The organism is Sedimentibacter sp. B4 (assembly GCF_000309315.1).
Taxonomy (GTDB): domain Bacteria; phylum Bacillota; class Clostridia; order Tissierellales; family Sedimentibacteraceae; genus Sedimentibacter; species Sedimentibacter saalensis.
Window position 1 is genome coordinate 42762 of sequence record NZ_CANG01000007.1, and the last position, 17604, is coordinate 60365.

Genomic DNA, 17604 nt, shown 5'->3' on the forward strand with positions numbered 1-17604 from the left:
CCATTACTTTCATGATTATTTTGCGATATTTTCAACAGTCGAATCAGATGTTTCTTCGTTTTTCCATATAAATTTTCCTGTTGTTGCATAGATTATTGCAACTATCGGAGTAAGGTAACAAAGGAAAGCATAAGGAAGGTATTCCATAGTTCCTACTCCCAACGCTCCTGTAAAGAATACACCACAGAGCCCCCATGGAACTAACGGTGATGTCACTGTTCCTGAATCTTCGCAGGTTCTTGAGGCAACATCGTTTCTTATGCCAAGCTTCTGATATGCAGGAAGATACATTCTTCCGGGTATAATAATTGCAACATATTGGCTTGCTGAAATGAAGTTTACAACTATTGAAGAGACAATATGTGTAATGATGAGATTTCGTGCACTTCTTGTGAGCCCTGCCATCTTGTCGAGCAATGATTCCAATGTCCCTGTTTTTTCAAGAATTCCTCCATATGAAAGCCCCAGATAGCCAAGAGAAACAGTCCACATCATTGCCTGAATACCGCCTCTGTTTAGAAGCTTATCAACATTGGCAACACCGGTTTCAATTCCAAAACCGTAGTTCATGAATGACATCATCTGAAGAATGGTGTAACCCTGTGCAACCATTGCGATAACCATGGCTATCAACGATGCTATAACCATTGCTGCAAGTGCGTTTACTTTTTTTACAGCCATTATGATAACTGAAAGAAGTGGTATCAAGCTGATCAGTGCATACATAGGAGTTACGTTAAAATTACCTGAAATTCCTTGAAGAATTGCATCCACTGCAGTTGTGTCTATTGTAGAAGCACTGTACTTCATGCCCAACAGCGTGTAGATTACAAGTGAAATTATAAAGGCAGGAACTGTTGTGTACAGCATACTTTTTATATGAGTAAACAAGTTTGCTTCACTTACACCTGCTGCAAGATTTGTTGAGTCTGACAAAGGTGACAGCTTATCTCCGATTACAGCTCCTGAAACGACTGCTCCTGCTGTAATAGCCGGAGGTATTCCAAGACCTATGCTTATTCCCATAAATGCAACTCCGAATGTTCCCCCTGTAGTCCAGCTGCTTCCTGTGCACATGGACGCTATGCTGCATATTAGAGCTGCAGTCAATAAAAATACCTTTGGATTGATTATTTTAAGTCCGTAATAAATCAATGCCGGAATTGTACCTGATGCTATCAATGCAGGAATGAGCATTCCTATGAACATCAATATCAGCATCGGAACCGTTGCTATTTTGCAGCCATGCATTATTCCATCTTCAACAGAAGACCATTTTGTTCCTGTAGCCAGCAGAAGCACCACTGCAAATGATATTGAAAACACCAATGTCATGTGAATATCAGGACTGCCTGCAACAAGAACCTGAACAATTATAATTACGAATAAAAACGCTACTATCAAAAGCGATATCGCAAATGATGGTTTTTTAGAAGTATTATCCATTACTTCACCCTCCTTATTTATTTAATATAATTTTATAACACCGTGTTTTTTTTGTTGTTGATAAATTTGTTTAAATAAATAATTTGTTGTTAAAAATTTATTAAACATATAAAATCTATTTCAAACACTTTTTAAACGTTTTCAAAACATTAGATATAAATGAATCATGCAAGTATGTATTAAAGTTATTTCAAATTCGTCGTATATAATATTATAAAGGAATATTTGCAAGAAGCAAAACAATTCTCTGAATACTTCAAATTAAACACTTGAACATTATGTCGACAATCAATATAATATAAACAAACTAAAAGAAAATGGTGATAAGATGTTTTTTATGGCAGGAGTTTATCCTCAACGAAAGGAACTTAATTTCAACAAGACAATATTGTGCAGCTGCTGCAATAAGTACGGGCGATACCAAGCATTCATGGAATGTAACGTGCTGAATATATTTTTCATACCGGTTTTCAAGTTCAGCAAAAAAATATACGTTAGAACAACATGCTGTAACAGTCTTTACTTAGTAACGAACAAGGAAAAAGCAGCGCTTCTTGAACATGGGCAAGGAGAAGACATATACCTGGGAGAGGAAGACATGCAGCCTGTACACCTGGGATACTGCGGCATGAATACGTGCCCCAGCTGCGGATTTGAATCAGAACAGGACTTTAAATTTTGCCCGAACTGCGGCGCACCATTAAAATAATAGAATAATGACAAACCTAATTTTCACAATTTGTAGGGGAGGACCTCGTGTCCTCCCGGATATAACTACTGTCCTCCTGCATACGTTTGAATTCAATTGAAATCATTTGTCATGAACCATACACCGAAAGGTGTATTTTTTTTTGAGAATTTTAAACTTCATACATCAATCATATTGTCAACATCTTTTCAACACATAAGAATAATATCATATAGAAAAGTTAACAATACAAATACACATGAGTTAACATAATAAATTATCAAATTGCAATCTACTGATTTTTAAATAAATGTACTCCTCCCCCAAGGACAAATATCCCGTTAATGACGGGATATTTGTTTTATAAAGAAAATTATTTAAAAGTTTAAGCTAAAATTAAGGACAACAATCTATAATATAAATATATTATTAAGACCGATATAAAAAAGATGAAACCCTCTCCAAAAACATCCCGTGCATATGCACGGGATGTTTGTTTTTTTAAAACAGATATCTGTTGTGAATTTCATTGTCCAGACTTATATCTTCAGGATCCAGATCATTCATATCCAAAGGATACTCAGAAAGGCTCATACTGTTTTTAATGCCAGGATCAAGTTCTTTGGACATTTCCATTTTGAAATCTGCCAATGCTTGTCGAGCTTCCGGTGCAATTGAATTTTTTTCAGTCATAATATTTCCTTTCTTTCTTCAAGATATGATTATTTTTATCCTGACAGTCAGGATTATGCATCGATAAGCATATTGTAACAATATTGTGATATTAAATTTTGTATGAAAAATAATTTATTTCAACGACGCTGTTACTATCAACTGCTGTCCCGGATAAATAATATATGGCGGGTTAATGTAGTTGAATCTGATTAAATTGTCAACGAAAGTACCATGCCTTAAAGCAATGTTGTATAAAGAATCTCCCGGTCTTACGGTGTAGAGAATTGATTCCGGAGGTGACATTGGAACTATAATCTGCTGTCCCGTACGAATCATGTTTATATTGGGAATATCATTGAATTTCAAGATATTTTCTATTGTTGTGTTGTACTTCTTTGCAATGTTAAAAAGAGAATCTCCCGGAGATACAGTATGCGTCAAGGTGCCAAAATATGCTGGTAGCATAAAAATCACTCCTTTATTATTAGTAATGTATTTTATGCTATTGTTATAAAAGTGTTATTATTTTCCCTTCGACGTTGTTCACGATTACAGAATCCGAGTTCGCCAATAGTAAAATAAGGTCTCGTTAATCTCTTTTTCGCTAACAAATTATACAAAAATGCCGATATATATTATGATTAATAATATCGAAATAATCAATCAAGGGGAGCCTCTAATGAATTTGCGTAAGGAAGAAAAGAATAGCTACTTGCAGGCGATAATGTTTATTGTATCATGCGATGGAGTAATATCTGGAGAAGAGATAACAGCCATGAAGAATATTGCTGTCCGCATGGGAATCACCATGGATAAGGTAAATATGCTGACAGAAGAAGTTGCAGAAGGAAAAGCGCTTAAGAATATACTTTCAAGAATAAAAAACAGACAGACTAAACTTCAGCTCATATACGATCTGGTAAGTATATGTCATGCTGACGGAGAATACTCGGAAATTGAAAGAAAATCAATGGAGAGAGTTACAAAATTATTAAAGGTTGAAGCCGAAAAACTTGTGGAGATAGAAGGCATTGTCAATGAACACATTGAATTCAACAAAAAAACAAAACAGGTGCTTGAAGTTGCTAATGAAGCGTAAAAAATTATACAAATAACAAAGTCCCTGATGCCTTGATTAGTTATAGCAAATGAAACATGTCATAAAATACAGTGTTATTAATATAGAAATATATGGTATAATGATAATGGTAGTTTTAGGACATACATTTAACCGGAGATGAAAATATGGAATGTAGTTGCAAGTTCAACGGATTATGCACATCAAAGATTGCGCTTTTTAGCATGCTTACTTTTGAAGAACATAATGCACTCATATCTAAATCTGAACATTTGGATTATAAGAAGGGTGATATTATATTCCGGGAATCAGACCCGGCAGATAAAATAATCATTGTGCGTTACGGGAGAGTCAAGCTCAATCATTATTCAATGGATGGAAAAGAATATGTAACGGACATACTTGTTGAAAGTGATATTTACGGAGAGCAGAACATTTTCGGAGGAGGAAAATATGATGTTAATGCTGTTGCATTGGAGCCCACAGGGGTATGCATCATCTCACAAGCCGATATTCAGAAAATGATTATGAACAGGCCTGAAGTAGGGGTCAAGCTTCTCAATGTTGTGGGTGTCAAATTATCATCAGCAAATGAACTTATAGAACTATTATCCATCAATGATGCCAAATCAAGACTTGCAGGTTTTCTTCTATATAGAAATACCCGCATAAAAAAAGAATTGATTGAATTGTCCAGGGATGATATAGCAGCTTATATAAATCTAACAAGGGAGACCATAAGCAGAAAGCTCAATGAACTTGAAGATGAAGGATTCATACAGCTTGATGGCCATAAGAAAATTAAAATTATTAATAAAGAAGCACTTAGAGAAATTTACGAAAATAGAAATTAAATAAAAAAATATGAAATAAATGATTTAAATCACAGTTTCGTTTTTCCATGTTCACTATAATAGGGACATAAATAAGAAATATCATGTTCGTGAAAACTTAGGAGGAAAAATATGAAAAAACTAGTAAAGAACAATGTTTATTGGGTAGGAAAAATGGATTGGGAGCTGGAATCATTTCATGGAGCAGATTATTCCATAAATAACGGCTCAAGTCAAAACGCATACTTGATTCAAGAAGAAAAGACAGTGCTCATAGATACTGTCTGGAAACCACATTCAACAGAATTTGTGGACAATCTTGAATCTGAAATCGACTTACAGAAAATAGACTTCATTGTAATGAATCACGGAGAAATAGACCACAGCGGTTCATTGCCTGCATTGATGGAAAAAATACCGAATACACCGATTTATTGCACAGCAAACGCAGTAAAATCACTGACTGGCCAGTATCATCACCCAGAGTGGAATTATAAAGTTGTAAAAACCGGAGATTCCATCGATATAGGAAATGGTAAAAAGCTTGTGTTTGTTGAAATGAGAATGCTTCATTGGCCGGACAGCATGGCAACATATTTGACTGAAGACAACATATTGTTTTCAAATGATGCCTTTGGACAACACTATGCAGTGGAGGAGCTTTTCAATGACAAGGCTGACCAGTGCAGACTGTGGGAAGAAGCAATGAAGTATTATGCAAATATTTTAAATCCTCTTTCACCGCTGGTTACAAAGAAAGTAGAAGAAGTTGTAGGTTTGAATCTCCCAATAGAAATAATCGCACCAAGCCATGGCGCAATTTGGAGAGATAACCCGCTGCAAATAGTGAATAAGTACTATGAGTGGTCAAAGGAATATCAGGAAGACCAAATTACAATTGCATATGATACCATGTGGGATGGCACAAAGCAGCTGGCACATAAAATAGCTTCAGAAATATCAAAGATATCACCAGACACAAGAGTTAAAATATTCAATATTTCTCACGCAGATAAAAATGACATAATGACTGAAGTATTCAAATCAAAGGCAATTGCAGTAGGTTCACCAACTGTTGGACAGAATATTCTTTCTTCAGTAGGAGGATGGCTGGAATTCCTGAGAGAACTGAAATTTAAGAACAAGGAAGCAGCAGTGTTCGGATGCTACGGATGGAGCGGCGAATCAACAAAGGTGCTTCGAGAAAGACTCACAGAATCAGGATTCAAGGTTGTGGAACCGGAAATTAAATGCAATTGGAATCCAAAAACAGAAGACTTGGACAAGGCAAAAGCAATAGCCGAGGCCCTCTGCAAAACATCAAAATAACAACAGAGCTAGGATGCACGAAGTGCATCCTTTTTGTTTATGCTAAATCACAATTCAGCCAAATTGTAGGGGAGGACCTCGTGTCCTCCCGCTGATAAACTATACAGTTGTTCGCTGTTTTCTCCTCTTAAGATTTTTAAAAATTAATTATCTATTATTACTATTTGATGGTAGCTATATTTAGGATTCATGTATTCTATGGTAGCGGTTGTTTGTGTAATATCTGTTACTTTATAATCACCAATATGAAATGAAGGATAATCTAAGCAAAGATATGCTTTATTTTTGAGAGGTGTTTTTAATATTTTGTATTTTACTTTGTAAAAATTAACGCTATAATCATGAAGTATAAAATGTTCTTGAACTGCAATTTTACGGTTATTTAAATCAATTATAGTAATATATGAATCTTTAAGCAGCGAGTAATGTAGAAAATTTAAAATAATAAATAGCATACAAAGAAAAAATAAAAAGATTTTCATGCTTTGCATATTATTAAATAATAATTTACTTATAGAAATAATGAAAAGAAGAAATAAACATACCTTAAAACAAAATTGGAATGTAAGATTTATGAAACTTAATTGATTTAAAAAAACTATACAATAAATTAAAAAAGTACCTATAAATATATAAAACCAAGTACCTTTCAACATCTTTATTTTTTTCATAATAATCTCCCAAATTAAAGTTATAAGATAGGCATAGCTATTTTGACTAATTTTTATATCTTTTATAAGCAATGTATAAAATGTCATGAAGAAAAGAAATTGACGATAGGTCATTGAAGTAAACCTTTTATTCTCTTTCTTATGGTTACTTTATATTATTACTTTGATTAGTAGATTCTACAGCTTCTTTTATATATAGCTCATTAGTACATATAGCTTTTAACAAAGAAGGCAATTGGTCTACAAATTCTTTTTTTCTTGCAAATAAAGAATAATAATATTTATTATCAGGGAAGTCACTTACGTCTCTTTGAAATTCAATAACAGCTCGTCCATTTGTTCCTCCTGCTTAAATTTTTATGATAAGAATATACCATATTGAACAATAAGTATCAAATAAACTTTCATTTTCATTCGCCTTATTATAAAAATACCTGTTGCCATATTTATCGCTAATTGTGGTGCAATTTTCACTCTTTCACCATCCATTTCTTCTATTATACCACCGTTTGCTCTGTTAGACACTCATTTAATCAATCTCTATTATGAGTTACCCACATACAGGACATGCAGGTAATTCTGTGATTGCAGACCGCAGAATCACTCTTTTCATATCTTCCATAATATGTTAAAATGAAATCGTGTTATAAAACAGGGCTATGTGGTTCAGGGATATATGGGGGAAGATATGACTAATGAATTTCTATTTATTATTGTATTTTTGTTGCTGATTGGTGTAAAGGAGATTTTATGGACTCAGATTGGAAGGATAAAGAGAAAAGATTCAGAAATCATCGTGTTGAACAAGAAACTAAGCATATTGGGAGTGATTTACCTTGGTTTATTAATTTTCTGGATTTTTTTAGAGACGAAGAATTTTTTAGCGATGTACCGCCTTCTTAAAAAGGATTATATAGACAGCGTTTTTCAGATGTTTGACCTGCAATATATAGAAAGAATAAGTGAAGGATTCTTAAATAACAAGGAGTATGTGAGTCACATACAAACAAGCCACTATTTGTCAAGTTTGATTAGAGGGTTATACTGGATAGTTCTTACACTAAGCATGTGCGTAACATATTTTTACAGGGGAGCCGTAGGAACCATAATTTATGAAGAAGGAATCACCGATACGGGCAATTTCTACAAGTGGGAAAAATTCCAGGGATATTATTATTGCGGACCGTACAAGAGGTCGTTTAGAGAAGGAACGTATTACAAATTCATACTCAATCGTCCAACATTTTTTTTCAAGGATAACACACTGGTCTTGAATGTCGACAGCGAGTACAAGGAAGCTGTTGAAAAAGCAGTATCAATCCACGTAGAGAAAACCGAGGAGCAATAATTACTCGGAAATCACCAGCCTGTCGAAGGTTCCAAAATTTTGACTTTTTGAATCTATAAATAAATCTTTGCTTAAAAATATATTATTTAGATAAATTATAGCTAAAAAAAGCATTAATTCGCAATTGTAGCATGCTAAAATCAAAATAATCAAAAAAATTAATTAAGAGGGGTAAATTAATGAAAAAGTGTAAGATTGCATTTGTGATGAGAATATCATTGATTGCAACTATTATGATCGTATCTTTCACAGTGGGAGTGTATGCTAATGATATAATTAAAACTATAACAGCACAACTCAGACCAGATTTTACAATTATTATTGATAATGAAAAACAAGTATTCAAGAATGCAGACGGAAAAATTGTATATCCATTACTTTATGATGGAACTACATATTTACCGGTAAGATCAATAGGCAATATAATGGGTAAAAATGTTGATTGGGATGGAAACAAGAAATTAGTTAGTTTAAGCGATCCTCTACTTGAGAATCCTGATGCTTTAAAAGACAATGATAATTCTGTAATAGTATGGGAAGATAAAAATTTTGAAGCAATAATGAGATGTTATTTAAATAATTTTGATAAGGATATATATATTAAGGATTTAAATGATATTACAAAATTAACAATAAGTTCTAATTGGAAAATAGAAACAAACATAAAAGAATGTGAGATGACTGAAGAGTATCAAAATAAGATAGGTTTAATAACATCTATGAAGGATATAGATAATTTTAATAACTTAAATGAAATTACTATTTATCATAATGAAATAGATTCTATATATAAATATAAAAATAGTTCAAACATAAGTTCATTAAATCTTAGTTTTAATAAGATTCAAAATTTATCCGGTATAGAGAATTACGGTAATTTAATAAACCTTGATATATCTGATAATTATATAGAAAATCTAAAACCGTTAAATAATTTATCACAGCTCAGAACGCTGGATCTTAGCTATATTGGCCCGCCGGTTAATATTGGTTATAGAAATAGCATTTCAAATATTGATATTAATACAATCTCAGAATTAACAAATTTAGAATCTTTAATAATTCAAAATAGTAATATCAGCAATATTTCTGCATTAAATAAATTTAACTATTTAAAGTCTTTAGATTTATTCGAATGTAATTTAAATATTGATGAATTATACTTAATATCAGATAATGACAAAAATATTATAGAGACTTTAGCTTTTATTGACATATCAAACATCTCAGGTGAACCTGCAGTATTGGATATGTCTAAGTTTAAAAATTTAAATAATCTTAGATACTTACATGTTTCAGGAGGATTAAAAATATTAATAGTTTAAATAATTTAGATAGCCTGGATATGATTGATAATTTTATTGGTAAAGACGAAAGTTTTAGTAATTTAGAAAATTTAGAATGGCTAAAGGTTTTGAATTCTAAATTTGAAGATCCTACAGTTTTGGAAGATTTAAATAAATTAGAAACTGTATATTTTAGTGAAACTGATATAAGCAGCTTAAAATACTTAAAAAACAACAAAAATTTAAAATCTTTGTGGATTGTTAATGGAAACTTAAGTGATATTTCTGACTTAAAAGAATTTGCTAATCTAGAAAATATAATGGTGCCTAATAATAATATTACAGATATAAGCGTATTGTCAGAATTGCATAATTTAAAAAGAATAAGTATTATTGATAATCCTATAAATGATTATACAGTAATTGATAATTTGACAAATAAAGAAGAAATACAAATTATAAAATAATAATTTGAAATATAAGGGTAGAACTCATACATTAGAGTATGCTGCGCATCATTTATAGGATAGGCATTAAAGTGCACCAGATTATTGAAATATATAAAAAGTTTAAAAATAGTTTGGAATATCTTGTAAATTATTGTATAATAAAAGGTGAAGTTGTTTGTAAAAATAAAATTTTTGTAAAAAATTATCACTGTCCTGTTTATGGTACAGTTTAAGTTGTATAATGGTATTAACTAAATGCAAACGTTACATAATTTGTACAAAATATAGATAATGAAATTCTTACAAGGGGTCGGGGGATGAAACTTAGTAAGGGAATATACGAATCGGTAATAAACAAAAATATTGCCGATGATATGAATGCTCATGGAAACAGCAACTATTTCCACACAAAGGGCATTGACAAGGAGGAAGGCAGTTCAGTGCTTTCCGGATACATGGCTAAAGTCATAACTAAGGCGTTGAGCAGAATAACAGGAGAAGACAAGCTCAATGTCCAGATTGATGTATGCAATAAAATTATCAAAATGCTGATGGATGAAATTGATATCGGCGATTTTGATGAATTCATAATCAGCGAAGACGCAAAGTTACTGCTTGCTATGCTGGACAAAATGGACACAACTCTAATAGACGACTACACTAACAAAAAAATCAGACCGATTACATCCATAGCCGCCAATTCACTATTTACCGGTGCCCAGAACGAACCATCCCTCGGAAGCGAACTCATCAAGGAAATTAACACATCAGACAGAATAGACATGCTCGTATCCTTCATAAAATGGAGCGGCCTGTCTCAAATAATCGAAGCCCTAAATAAATTCACAAAAACTAAAAAACTAAGAATAATAACAACATCATACATGGGTGCCTCGGACTACAAGGCAATATTTGAGCTGTCCAAACTCCCCAATACTGAAATAAAAATATCCTATGACACAAAAAGAACCAGATTACATTCCAAGTCATATATGTTTTACAGAGACACAGAATTTTCAACTGCTTATATTGGCTCGTCCAATCTTTCAAATGCGGCATTGACAAGTGGATTGGAATGGAATCTTAAAATATCTGAATACACATCTAAAGACATTATCAAAAAATTTAGCGCAACATTTGAATCCTATTGGCATGACAATGAATTTTGTACATTCAACAAGGATGATGAAAGCGACAGAGAAAAACTGAAAATATCCCTTAGCGCAAACAAAAATAATATACATAGAGACAAAGAGTTCAATTTTGACATAATTCTATTTTCTCATCAAATAGAAATACTAGATAAGCTTCAGGCTGAAAGAGAAATCCACGGTCGCTACAGAAATTTAATAGGCGTTTGTATACCTTAAGTAGAAAAAGTACTTTTTTTAAGATCTACAGGTAGCAACTAGGCTTTTACAATGAATGTATTCCGAAAATCTGGATGTTGTATAATTTGCAGAGAATGTATAGCAGATTGCCATTATGGATTTGATTCCGCAAAATAAACTGCACAAAATAACTGAGATAGTTATTCCTGAAATTCAAACATTTTTATTGCCAACTGAGTTCGGAATTTAATCCTTAAGTATAGTGCTTTTAAAATGTTCGTGATATAATATAATAGTCGTTTTATAAGTTTGTGTAAATAGAGGACTAAATTACAGCGAATAACTATAAAAAACTGTGACATATTCTTCTTGACAAAGACATGATGAAAAAAGACATGCAGACTGCAGCAAGATTAACGCACTATGATGAAGATAATACTACTGAAATCTTACGTAGATTTGTACTGCATTGGACGCGGTTATGATGACATCATGGAAAATATCCCTAATGCGACGCAGGAGTAATATCCAAAAATAAAGGAGGATTGCCTCTTGTAAGAAAGGAACATTTGAACTGCTATGATTAACTATATTGATTTATTTGCCGGTGCAGGAGGGTTATCGGAAGGATTTACAGCTTCCGGATATCGTCCTGTAGCCCACGTTGAGATGAACGCAGATGCGTGCATGACATTGAAAACTAGGGCTTGTTATTACTATCTCAAGGATGCCGACAAAGAAGATTTATATAACAAATATCTTAAGGGGCTTATCAGCAGAGATGAGCTTTATACCAGCGTGCCGAAAAAAATACTAGATACTGTTATTAATGAGACAATGAGCGCTGAAGGCATGCCGGCTTTGTTCAACAAAATCTCCGTACTTATGAGTCAACAAGAAGTTGACTCGATAGATCTGATAGTAGGAGGACCTCCATGTCAGGCATATTCTCTGGTTGGACGTGCAGTTAAGGGCGAGAATATGAAAAATGATCAGCGTAATTATCTGTATAAATTATATATACAGGTGCTTAACAAATATAAACCTAAGATGTTCGTGTTTGAAAATGTTCCCGGGCTTTTGACTGCTAATAAGGGACAATACTTTGAAGATATGCGAATGTCATTTAGTGATGCTGGTTATAACCTGAATTTTCAGATTTTGAATGCTAAAAACTTTGATGTACTTCAAAGCCGTCAACGGGTAATTTTGATTGGCTGGCTTAAAGGCTCAGACATGCATTACCCTGAATTTGAAGAAAAATCCTCCAGTCATGTTGTGAAAGATATTCTTGATGACCTTCCGTGTATTCAGTCTGGTGAAGAAAACAATAACTATGGTATAGAGGATTATAATGAGTATCTGACTGAAACAGGAATACGCAAAGAAGATGACATCCTGACATGGCATGTTTCCAGACCAAATATTGAACGTGACAGAAGTATATATAAAACGGTTATCAATACGTGGGATACCGAAAAGCGCCGCATAAAATATACAGAATTACCCAACGAGCTATGTACACATAAAAACAGAACTGCTTTTCTAGATCGGTTTAAGGTAGTTGCCTCTGATCTGCCAACATGTCATACGATGATGGCTCATATATCAAAAGACGGGCACTATTTTATCCATCCAGATATTAACCAGGCTCGTTCAATAACTGTCAGAGAAGCAGCCAGAATACAATCGTTCCCAGATAATTTTTATTTCGAAGGATCAAGAACAGCGGCTTTTACACAGATCGGAAATGCGGTACCTCCATTGATGGCAAAAGGAATTGCGCTTGAGCTAAAAAAACAGTTGGAGAATAAAAATGAGTAACAATATTTCAATGAATGAATTTTATTCATCCTTTAACGAAGAAATCAGCATGGCAAAAGACTCTGAAACTTATGGATGGGAAGGACAGGATTTTTTCACAGCCGTTATGCTTGAGTATCTTGAGGACGCGGCTGAAATCGAAGATCCTGTAATTTGTCCTTTCAGAGGCTATGGATTGCAGCTTAATGCATATAGCATATCCGAAGAATATGATAACATTGATATTTTTGTTAGCATTTATCATGAGTCCAATTCCATTCAGTCAATTTCGAGAACAGAAGTAGATGCAGCCATCAAACGTGCAATACAACTGTATAGAAAAGCAACAAATGATCTCTATGTTTCTTTTGAAAAAGACAGTGATACCTATGAATTTGCAATTTCACTGCATAACCATCGGGAGGATATAAAGAAAGTAAGAATTGTTGCTCTTACAAATAGTACTGTTAAGGCAATTGCATTTAACAATCTCGACTTGAATGGTGTGGAAGTTTCATTCTCTATTTGGGACATGGACAGGCTTTACCGTTGTACTACGTCCGGAAAAATGAGAGAAACCATTGAAATAGATTTTGAATCAGATTACGGAACAACTATACCGTGCATAGAGAATAAAACTTCTGATAAGTATAGCGTATATCTTGCGATTATAAACGGGGATCTTCTTGCACAGATTTACGAAGAACATGGACCAAGATTGTTTGAACGAAATGTTCGTTCATTTCTTCAGGTTAAAGGTGCAGTCAATAAAGGCATCCGTGACACATTACACGACGAGCCGGACATGTTTCTTGCATATAATAATGGAATTTCTGTCACAGCAGAAAGCATTGACATTGTTCGTGACGACAACGGGAAGCCGTCAATTCGCAAGATCCGTGATATGCAGATTGTTAATGGCGGACAGACTACGGCCTCTATATACAATGCAAGAAAAGACAAGAAAATCAATGCAGATCTAACCAAAGTTTTTGTTCAGATGAAATTGTCTGTAATTGATACGTCTGAAGACATGGATGAGATAGTTCCGAAGATTTCTGCCTTTGCTAACACTCAGAACAAAATCCAGATGGCAGATTTTTCAGCGAATGATCTATTCCATCGAAAGATCGAGGAACTTTCACGTATTACTTGGGCGCCTGCTCAGGGAGGGATGAAATCTCAAAACTGGTTTTATGAACGTGCACGCGGACAGTATTCAGATATGCTTTCAAAAGAATCCACAACTTTACGCCGAAAAGCGTTTAAAGAAACCCATCCGCTGTTTACGAAAACCGATCTTGCAAAATATGAAAACACTTGGGACCAGTTACCTTATCAGGTGAGCGAGGGCGCTCAGAAGAACTTTAAAAAGTATACTGTAAGACTCAGTGAAAGAGGCTCTTTCATCCCTGACGGGAAATATTATGAACGTTTGGTAGCTAAAGCGATTCTGTTCAGACGTACAGAAAAACTTATACAGCAACAGCAATATGGCGGATATAGGGCAAACATTGTAACTTATACTCTGGCATATCTTTCTTATGCTACCGCTCAAAGAATCGATCTTGACCGCATATGGAAGGAGCAGAGCCTCACTCCTGCACTTGAAGAAAATATTATCAAAGTGTCAAAGATTGTACACAACCTTATAGTGAATCCTCCAAAAGGAGCCAATGTCGGAGAATGGTGTAAAAAACAACAGTGCTGGAATGCCATTAAGGCCTATGATTATACGATTACAGATGCATTAAATGATGAACTGATCGACGTTTCACATTCAGAACTGGTAATATCATCATCTTCCGCAGCATCAACATCTTCGTTCAATGTAGTATCAGCAGAGGAAAATGAACTTATTAGCCGTGCAGCAGATGTACCTGCCAGCACATGGTATGCATTATCTAAATGGGCAAAGGAAACCAACAACTTCCAGGGATGGCAAAGAAGTATCATCTTTTCAGTGGGGCAGTTGGTTGCACGTGGCAAGAAACCATCATATAAACAATCTGTTCAGGCATTAAAAGTTTATGATGAGGCAGTAATAAAGGGATTTAAAACCGAATAAGGGGTACGTCATAGGAGGCAATGCGTATGGAGTGGAAAGAATATATTAATCTTGTTATTTCGAGTCAAACAGAACTTGACGGGATATCTCTGGGATTTGGCAATACTGAGACAGTTTTGTCTCCTGTAGTGAAGGCAAGCATTCTTATGCTTGAAGATATGATTGCCTCCCAAAGCAAGAAGAATATATTTGTATTCCCTGATATTGCACGGTTCTCCCATGAATTTCTAATGGCAACAGTAATATACAACATTACTGCTGGGAAGATCAAGATGCTTTATGACCCTTATCGTTTTGAACGTGGCCAAAAGCTTAAGTATATGAATTGTATCGTTGAATTTGACGAGTGTGGATTGAATGAGTGTGATAATACAGAACGTATTCATTTTAAGGTAAAGGACGGAACGCGTGTTGGAGTACCGATTTCAAAAGCACCGTTCTTTCAGGTAGTGAAATCAAAACGCTTATCAACGTACAGTGCATATTATAAAGCAAAAGCGCTAGCAGAAAGTAGTCAAAATGAGACACTTAAAAAACTGGAAGACCACAAAACTCATCTGGACAGTACTATCTTTTATGTTTCTGAAATAAAGGAGACAAAAGAGTTTCTTGTAAATGCCACACTTGATGGCAAAAAAATATCGGATATATTATTTCTTGCGCATGCAAATGGCAATGGTGATATTTCCAATCTAAGTTCAGGTCAGATGTCTGGAAGCCCAGCAATCATAGTTGCATCAGATTTATATTCTGTTATTAATGCAGTTGTGATGGGTGTTAAGATACAGTCTGTTATAATTGATACTTCACAGCCAAACGCTATCGAAAAACAGCTTGATGCATTTGACGTTCTGGTGCAATATGACTTTCCAATTGTATGCATTACTGATACTGCGAACTCATTTGATAATGAGCCTCTTATTGACCGCGGATATAACGAGTGGCGTTGGGACAGGGACAGCATAACAGACAGCCTTTATTTCGAAAATAATCAGGATCATGCCAATACCAGAGTAAAAAACTGTGCATGTCAGAAAATCAAATATCTTAGCGTGGATGGACCTGAAGCAAGCGAAGCGATGCAGCTGATGTATAAACACAAGGCTGAAATAGAAGAACAGTCATCTTCTTTGATTTCAACATTTGAAAAGCTCTTTTCTCTCGTCTTTATAGTACTAAGAAATGTTGTCCCTACAGAAGATGCTGACGATATACGTTTTTCTGAAATTCTGACGGATTGCAGTGAAAAACTTGAAAAGGAAAGGAAATATATATCAAAGGATCTCTACGACGATATTACCCTAGTAATTATCAATCTGCAGATAGCTTTGAGCAGTGATTATAAAAACAAAAAATATCTGGCTATGATAGAACTTCTTAAGACTCAGAATTATGATTCTGTTTGTATTGTTATATCAGACAGACAGGATAAATCTGCGTATAGAAAGTATTGGACAGACTGGGGTGAAAGTAATAAGTGCAGTACTAAGATAGCTGTTATGTATCCCCAAGAATACCAAGGCATATCAGATCAAAGCTTCGATGCAACGATAGTTGTCGGGTGGCTTAGTAACAGAATTATGCGGAATGTTATCTACCATTTTGATTCAAATGAATATATTGTACTGACTTATCAGTATGAGGAACGCTGGAAGAAATCACACATAAGGACTTGGCGCAAAAAACTTGATAGTTCAAACAATGCTAACATAGTCAAAAAATCTTTCAGCCACAGTAAGCGGGAGATAAGCGCTGCTGCATTTGAACATCATGATGATATACAAAAGGTTGCAGATAATACAACTGACGAACTTGCGGATATTGAACAACTGATTCTGACAAATAAATATCACCGGTATAGTTCTTCCGGAAGTGGTGCGTCAGAGATTACAGATGCATACCCTGTGAGTTTTGTTGGCGGGCTGCTGGCTTTCTACCGCAGCGGGCATAAGGTAGTCACTGTAACTGACATTATTCAGCAAACATGTAATAAGATACGTTCAAAGTTTGCTGAAGCTCTTTCTGTAGGTGATTTTGTTGTCATCAGAGAAGCGCAACGAGATATTATCAGGGACCTTGCAGACAATATTTTGAGCAAAGAAGGCAAATCCAGTCTGAAAGATATTTCACACAAGTGGAAAGAATCCCTAGAAGTTGAATCGCTTTTTTCAACAAATGATGAAATATATCATAAGTTGAAAGATGTCGGCTGCAAGAAGGACTTTATGACTGTGAAAAACTGGCTCACAAATGACGAGCTGATCATCCCACAGGATCAGGAAGATCTGTTGAATATTGCTGCAGCGACAAACGATGAGGTATTGCTTGAAAAAATCGAGCTGATTTATGCTGCTGGCCGAGAGGTAAGAGTCGCACATACCAAAGCCGGAAGGCTTCTTTCAGAAAGGCTTAAAAATAAAATTGCCGAAAAGCTTCTGGAAATGGATGAACTGGATCCCTTTAATATCTGGGATCCAATAACACTTCAACTTGAAGATATAGGAAATGTGAAAATACTGAAAGTGATAGATATTGGGCAGATGGTTCCAATTGAAACCGGAAATACAAATAGGTTGCTGACCGAATAAAGGAGAATAAT

General features: G+C 34.6%; 16 protein-coding genes. 11 read left to right on the forward strand and 5 right to left on the reverse strand.

Going from position 1 to position 17604, the window contains the following annotated elements; translation table 11 throughout:
• Positions 1-15: 15 nt before the first annotated feature.
• A complete protein-coding gene (nhaC, locus tag BN358_RS00825; RefSeq protein WP_019227417.1) occupies positions 16-1446 on the reverse strand; it encodes a Na+/H+ antiporter NhaC in 1431 nt (476 codons plus the stop codon).
• 328 nt (positions 1447-1774) lie between these two features.
• Here nhaC and BN358_RS00830 point away from each other — a divergent pair, with 328 nt between their 5' ends.
• Positions 1775-2155: a zinc ribbon domain-containing protein gene (locus BN358_RS00830; RefSeq protein ID WP_019227418.1), complete on the forward strand. Its 381-nt coding sequence runs from the start codon at positions 1775-1777 to the stop codon at positions 2153-2155.
• 480 nt (positions 2156-2635) lie between these two features.
• On the opposite strand, the gene BN358_RS00835 is transcribed toward BN358_RS00830, so the two are convergent.
• Positions 2636-2827, reverse strand: coding sequence for a hypothetical protein (locus BN358_RS00835; protein WP_019227419.1), 192 nt, complete (start codon positions 2825-2827; stop codon positions 2636-2638).
• Positions 2828-2941: 114 nt separating this feature from the next.
• Positions 2942-3274, reverse strand: coding sequence for a LysM peptidoglycan-binding domain-containing protein (locus BN358_RS00840; RefSeq protein ID WP_019227420.1), 333 nt, complete (start codon positions 3272-3274; stop codon positions 2942-2944).
• A gap of 214 nt (positions 3275-3488) precedes the next feature.
• On the opposite strand from BN358_RS00840, the gene BN358_RS00845 reads away from it, so the two are divergent.
• The 3 genes from BN358_RS00845 to BN358_RS00855 all read left to right on the forward strand — a co-directional run bounded on the left by BN358_RS00845 (position 3489) and on the right by BN358_RS00855 (position 6049).
• Positions 3489-3908, forward strand: a complete 420-nt coding sequence (locus BN358_RS00845) for a TerB family tellurite resistance protein (protein WP_019227421.1) — start codon at positions 3489-3491, stop codon at positions 3906-3908.
• Between the two features lie 146 nt (positions 3909-4054).
• Positions 4055-4741 carry a Crp/Fnr family transcriptional regulator gene (locus BN358_RS00850; protein WP_019227422.1) on the forward strand — a complete coding sequence of 229 codons (687 nt, stop codon included), beginning with the start codon at positions 4055-4057 and terminating at the stop codon, positions 4739-4741.
• A gap of 111 nt (positions 4742-4852) precedes the next feature.
• Complete coding sequence (locus BN358_RS00855; protein WP_019227423.1) at positions 4853-6049, forward strand: flavodoxin domain-containing protein; 1197 nt, start codon at positions 4853-4855, stop codon at positions 6047-6049.
• Positions 6050-6192: 143 nt separating this feature from the next.
• On the opposite strand, the gene BN358_RS00860 is transcribed toward BN358_RS00855, so the two are convergent.
• Together BN358_RS00860 and BN358_RS28260 are read right to left on the reverse strand one after the other, a co-directional pair.
• The gene (locus BN358_RS00860; RefSeq protein WP_019227424.1) at positions 6193-6720 is read right to left on the reverse strand and encodes a hypothetical protein; all 528 of its coding nucleotides are present in this window, start codon (positions 6718-6720) and stop codon (positions 6193-6195) included.
• A 357-nt stretch (positions 6721-7077) separates the two neighbouring features.
• Complete coding sequence (locus tag BN358_RS28260; RefSeq protein WP_019227425.1) at positions 7078-7209, reverse strand: hypothetical protein; 132 nt, start codon at positions 7207-7209, stop codon at positions 7078-7080.
• Positions 7210-7408: 199 nt separating this feature from the next.
• Between BN358_RS28260 and BN358_RS00865 the strand changes: the two genes are divergently transcribed.
• The 7 genes from BN358_RS00865 to BN358_RS00895 all read left to right on the forward strand — a co-directional run bounded on the left by BN358_RS00865 (position 7409) and on the right by BN358_RS00895 (position 17593).
• Positions 7409-8068 carry a hypothetical protein gene (locus BN358_RS00865; RefSeq protein ID WP_019227426.1) on the forward strand — a complete coding sequence of 220 codons (660 nt, stop codon included), beginning with the start codon at positions 7409-7411 and terminating at the stop codon, positions 8066-8068.
• Between the two features lie 179 nt (positions 8069-8247).
• Positions 8248-9393, forward strand: coding sequence for a stalk domain-containing protein (locus BN358_RS00870; RefSeq protein ID WP_019227427.1), 1146 nt, complete (start codon positions 8248-8250; stop codon positions 9391-9393).
• 20 nt (positions 9394-9413) lie between these two features.
• Positions 9414-9821 (forward strand): hypothetical protein, encoded by a 408-nt coding sequence (locus tag BN358_RS00875; RefSeq protein ID WP_019227428.1) that lies wholly within the window; start codon positions 9414-9416, stop codon positions 9819-9821.
• A 299-nt stretch (positions 9822-10120) separates the two neighbouring features.
• Positions 10121-11173: a restriction endonuclease PLD domain-containing protein gene (locus tag BN358_RS00880; RefSeq protein ID WP_019227429.1), complete on the forward strand. Its 1053-nt coding sequence runs from the start codon at positions 10121-10123 to the stop codon at positions 11171-11173.
• A gap of 540 nt (positions 11174-11713) precedes the next feature.
• A complete protein-coding gene (locus tag BN358_RS00885) occupies positions 11714-12958 on the forward strand; it encodes a DNA cytosine methyltransferase (protein WP_019227430.1) in 1245 nt (414 codons plus the stop codon).
• Positions 12951-15005 carry an AIPR family protein gene (locus tag BN358_RS00890; RefSeq protein WP_019227431.1) on the forward strand — a complete coding sequence of 685 codons (2055 nt, stop codon included), beginning with the start codon at positions 12951-12953 and terminating at the stop codon, positions 15003-15005. The genes BN358_RS00885 and BN358_RS00890 overlap by 8 nt, the downstream gene beginning before the upstream one ends.
• Positions 15006-15031: 26 nt before the next feature.
• On the forward strand, positions 15032-17593 hold the full coding sequence (locus tag BN358_RS00895; protein WP_019227432.1) for a DrmE family protein: 2562 nt from the start codon (positions 15032-15034) through the stop codon (positions 17591-17593).
• Positions 17594-17604 lie beyond the last annotated feature (11 nt).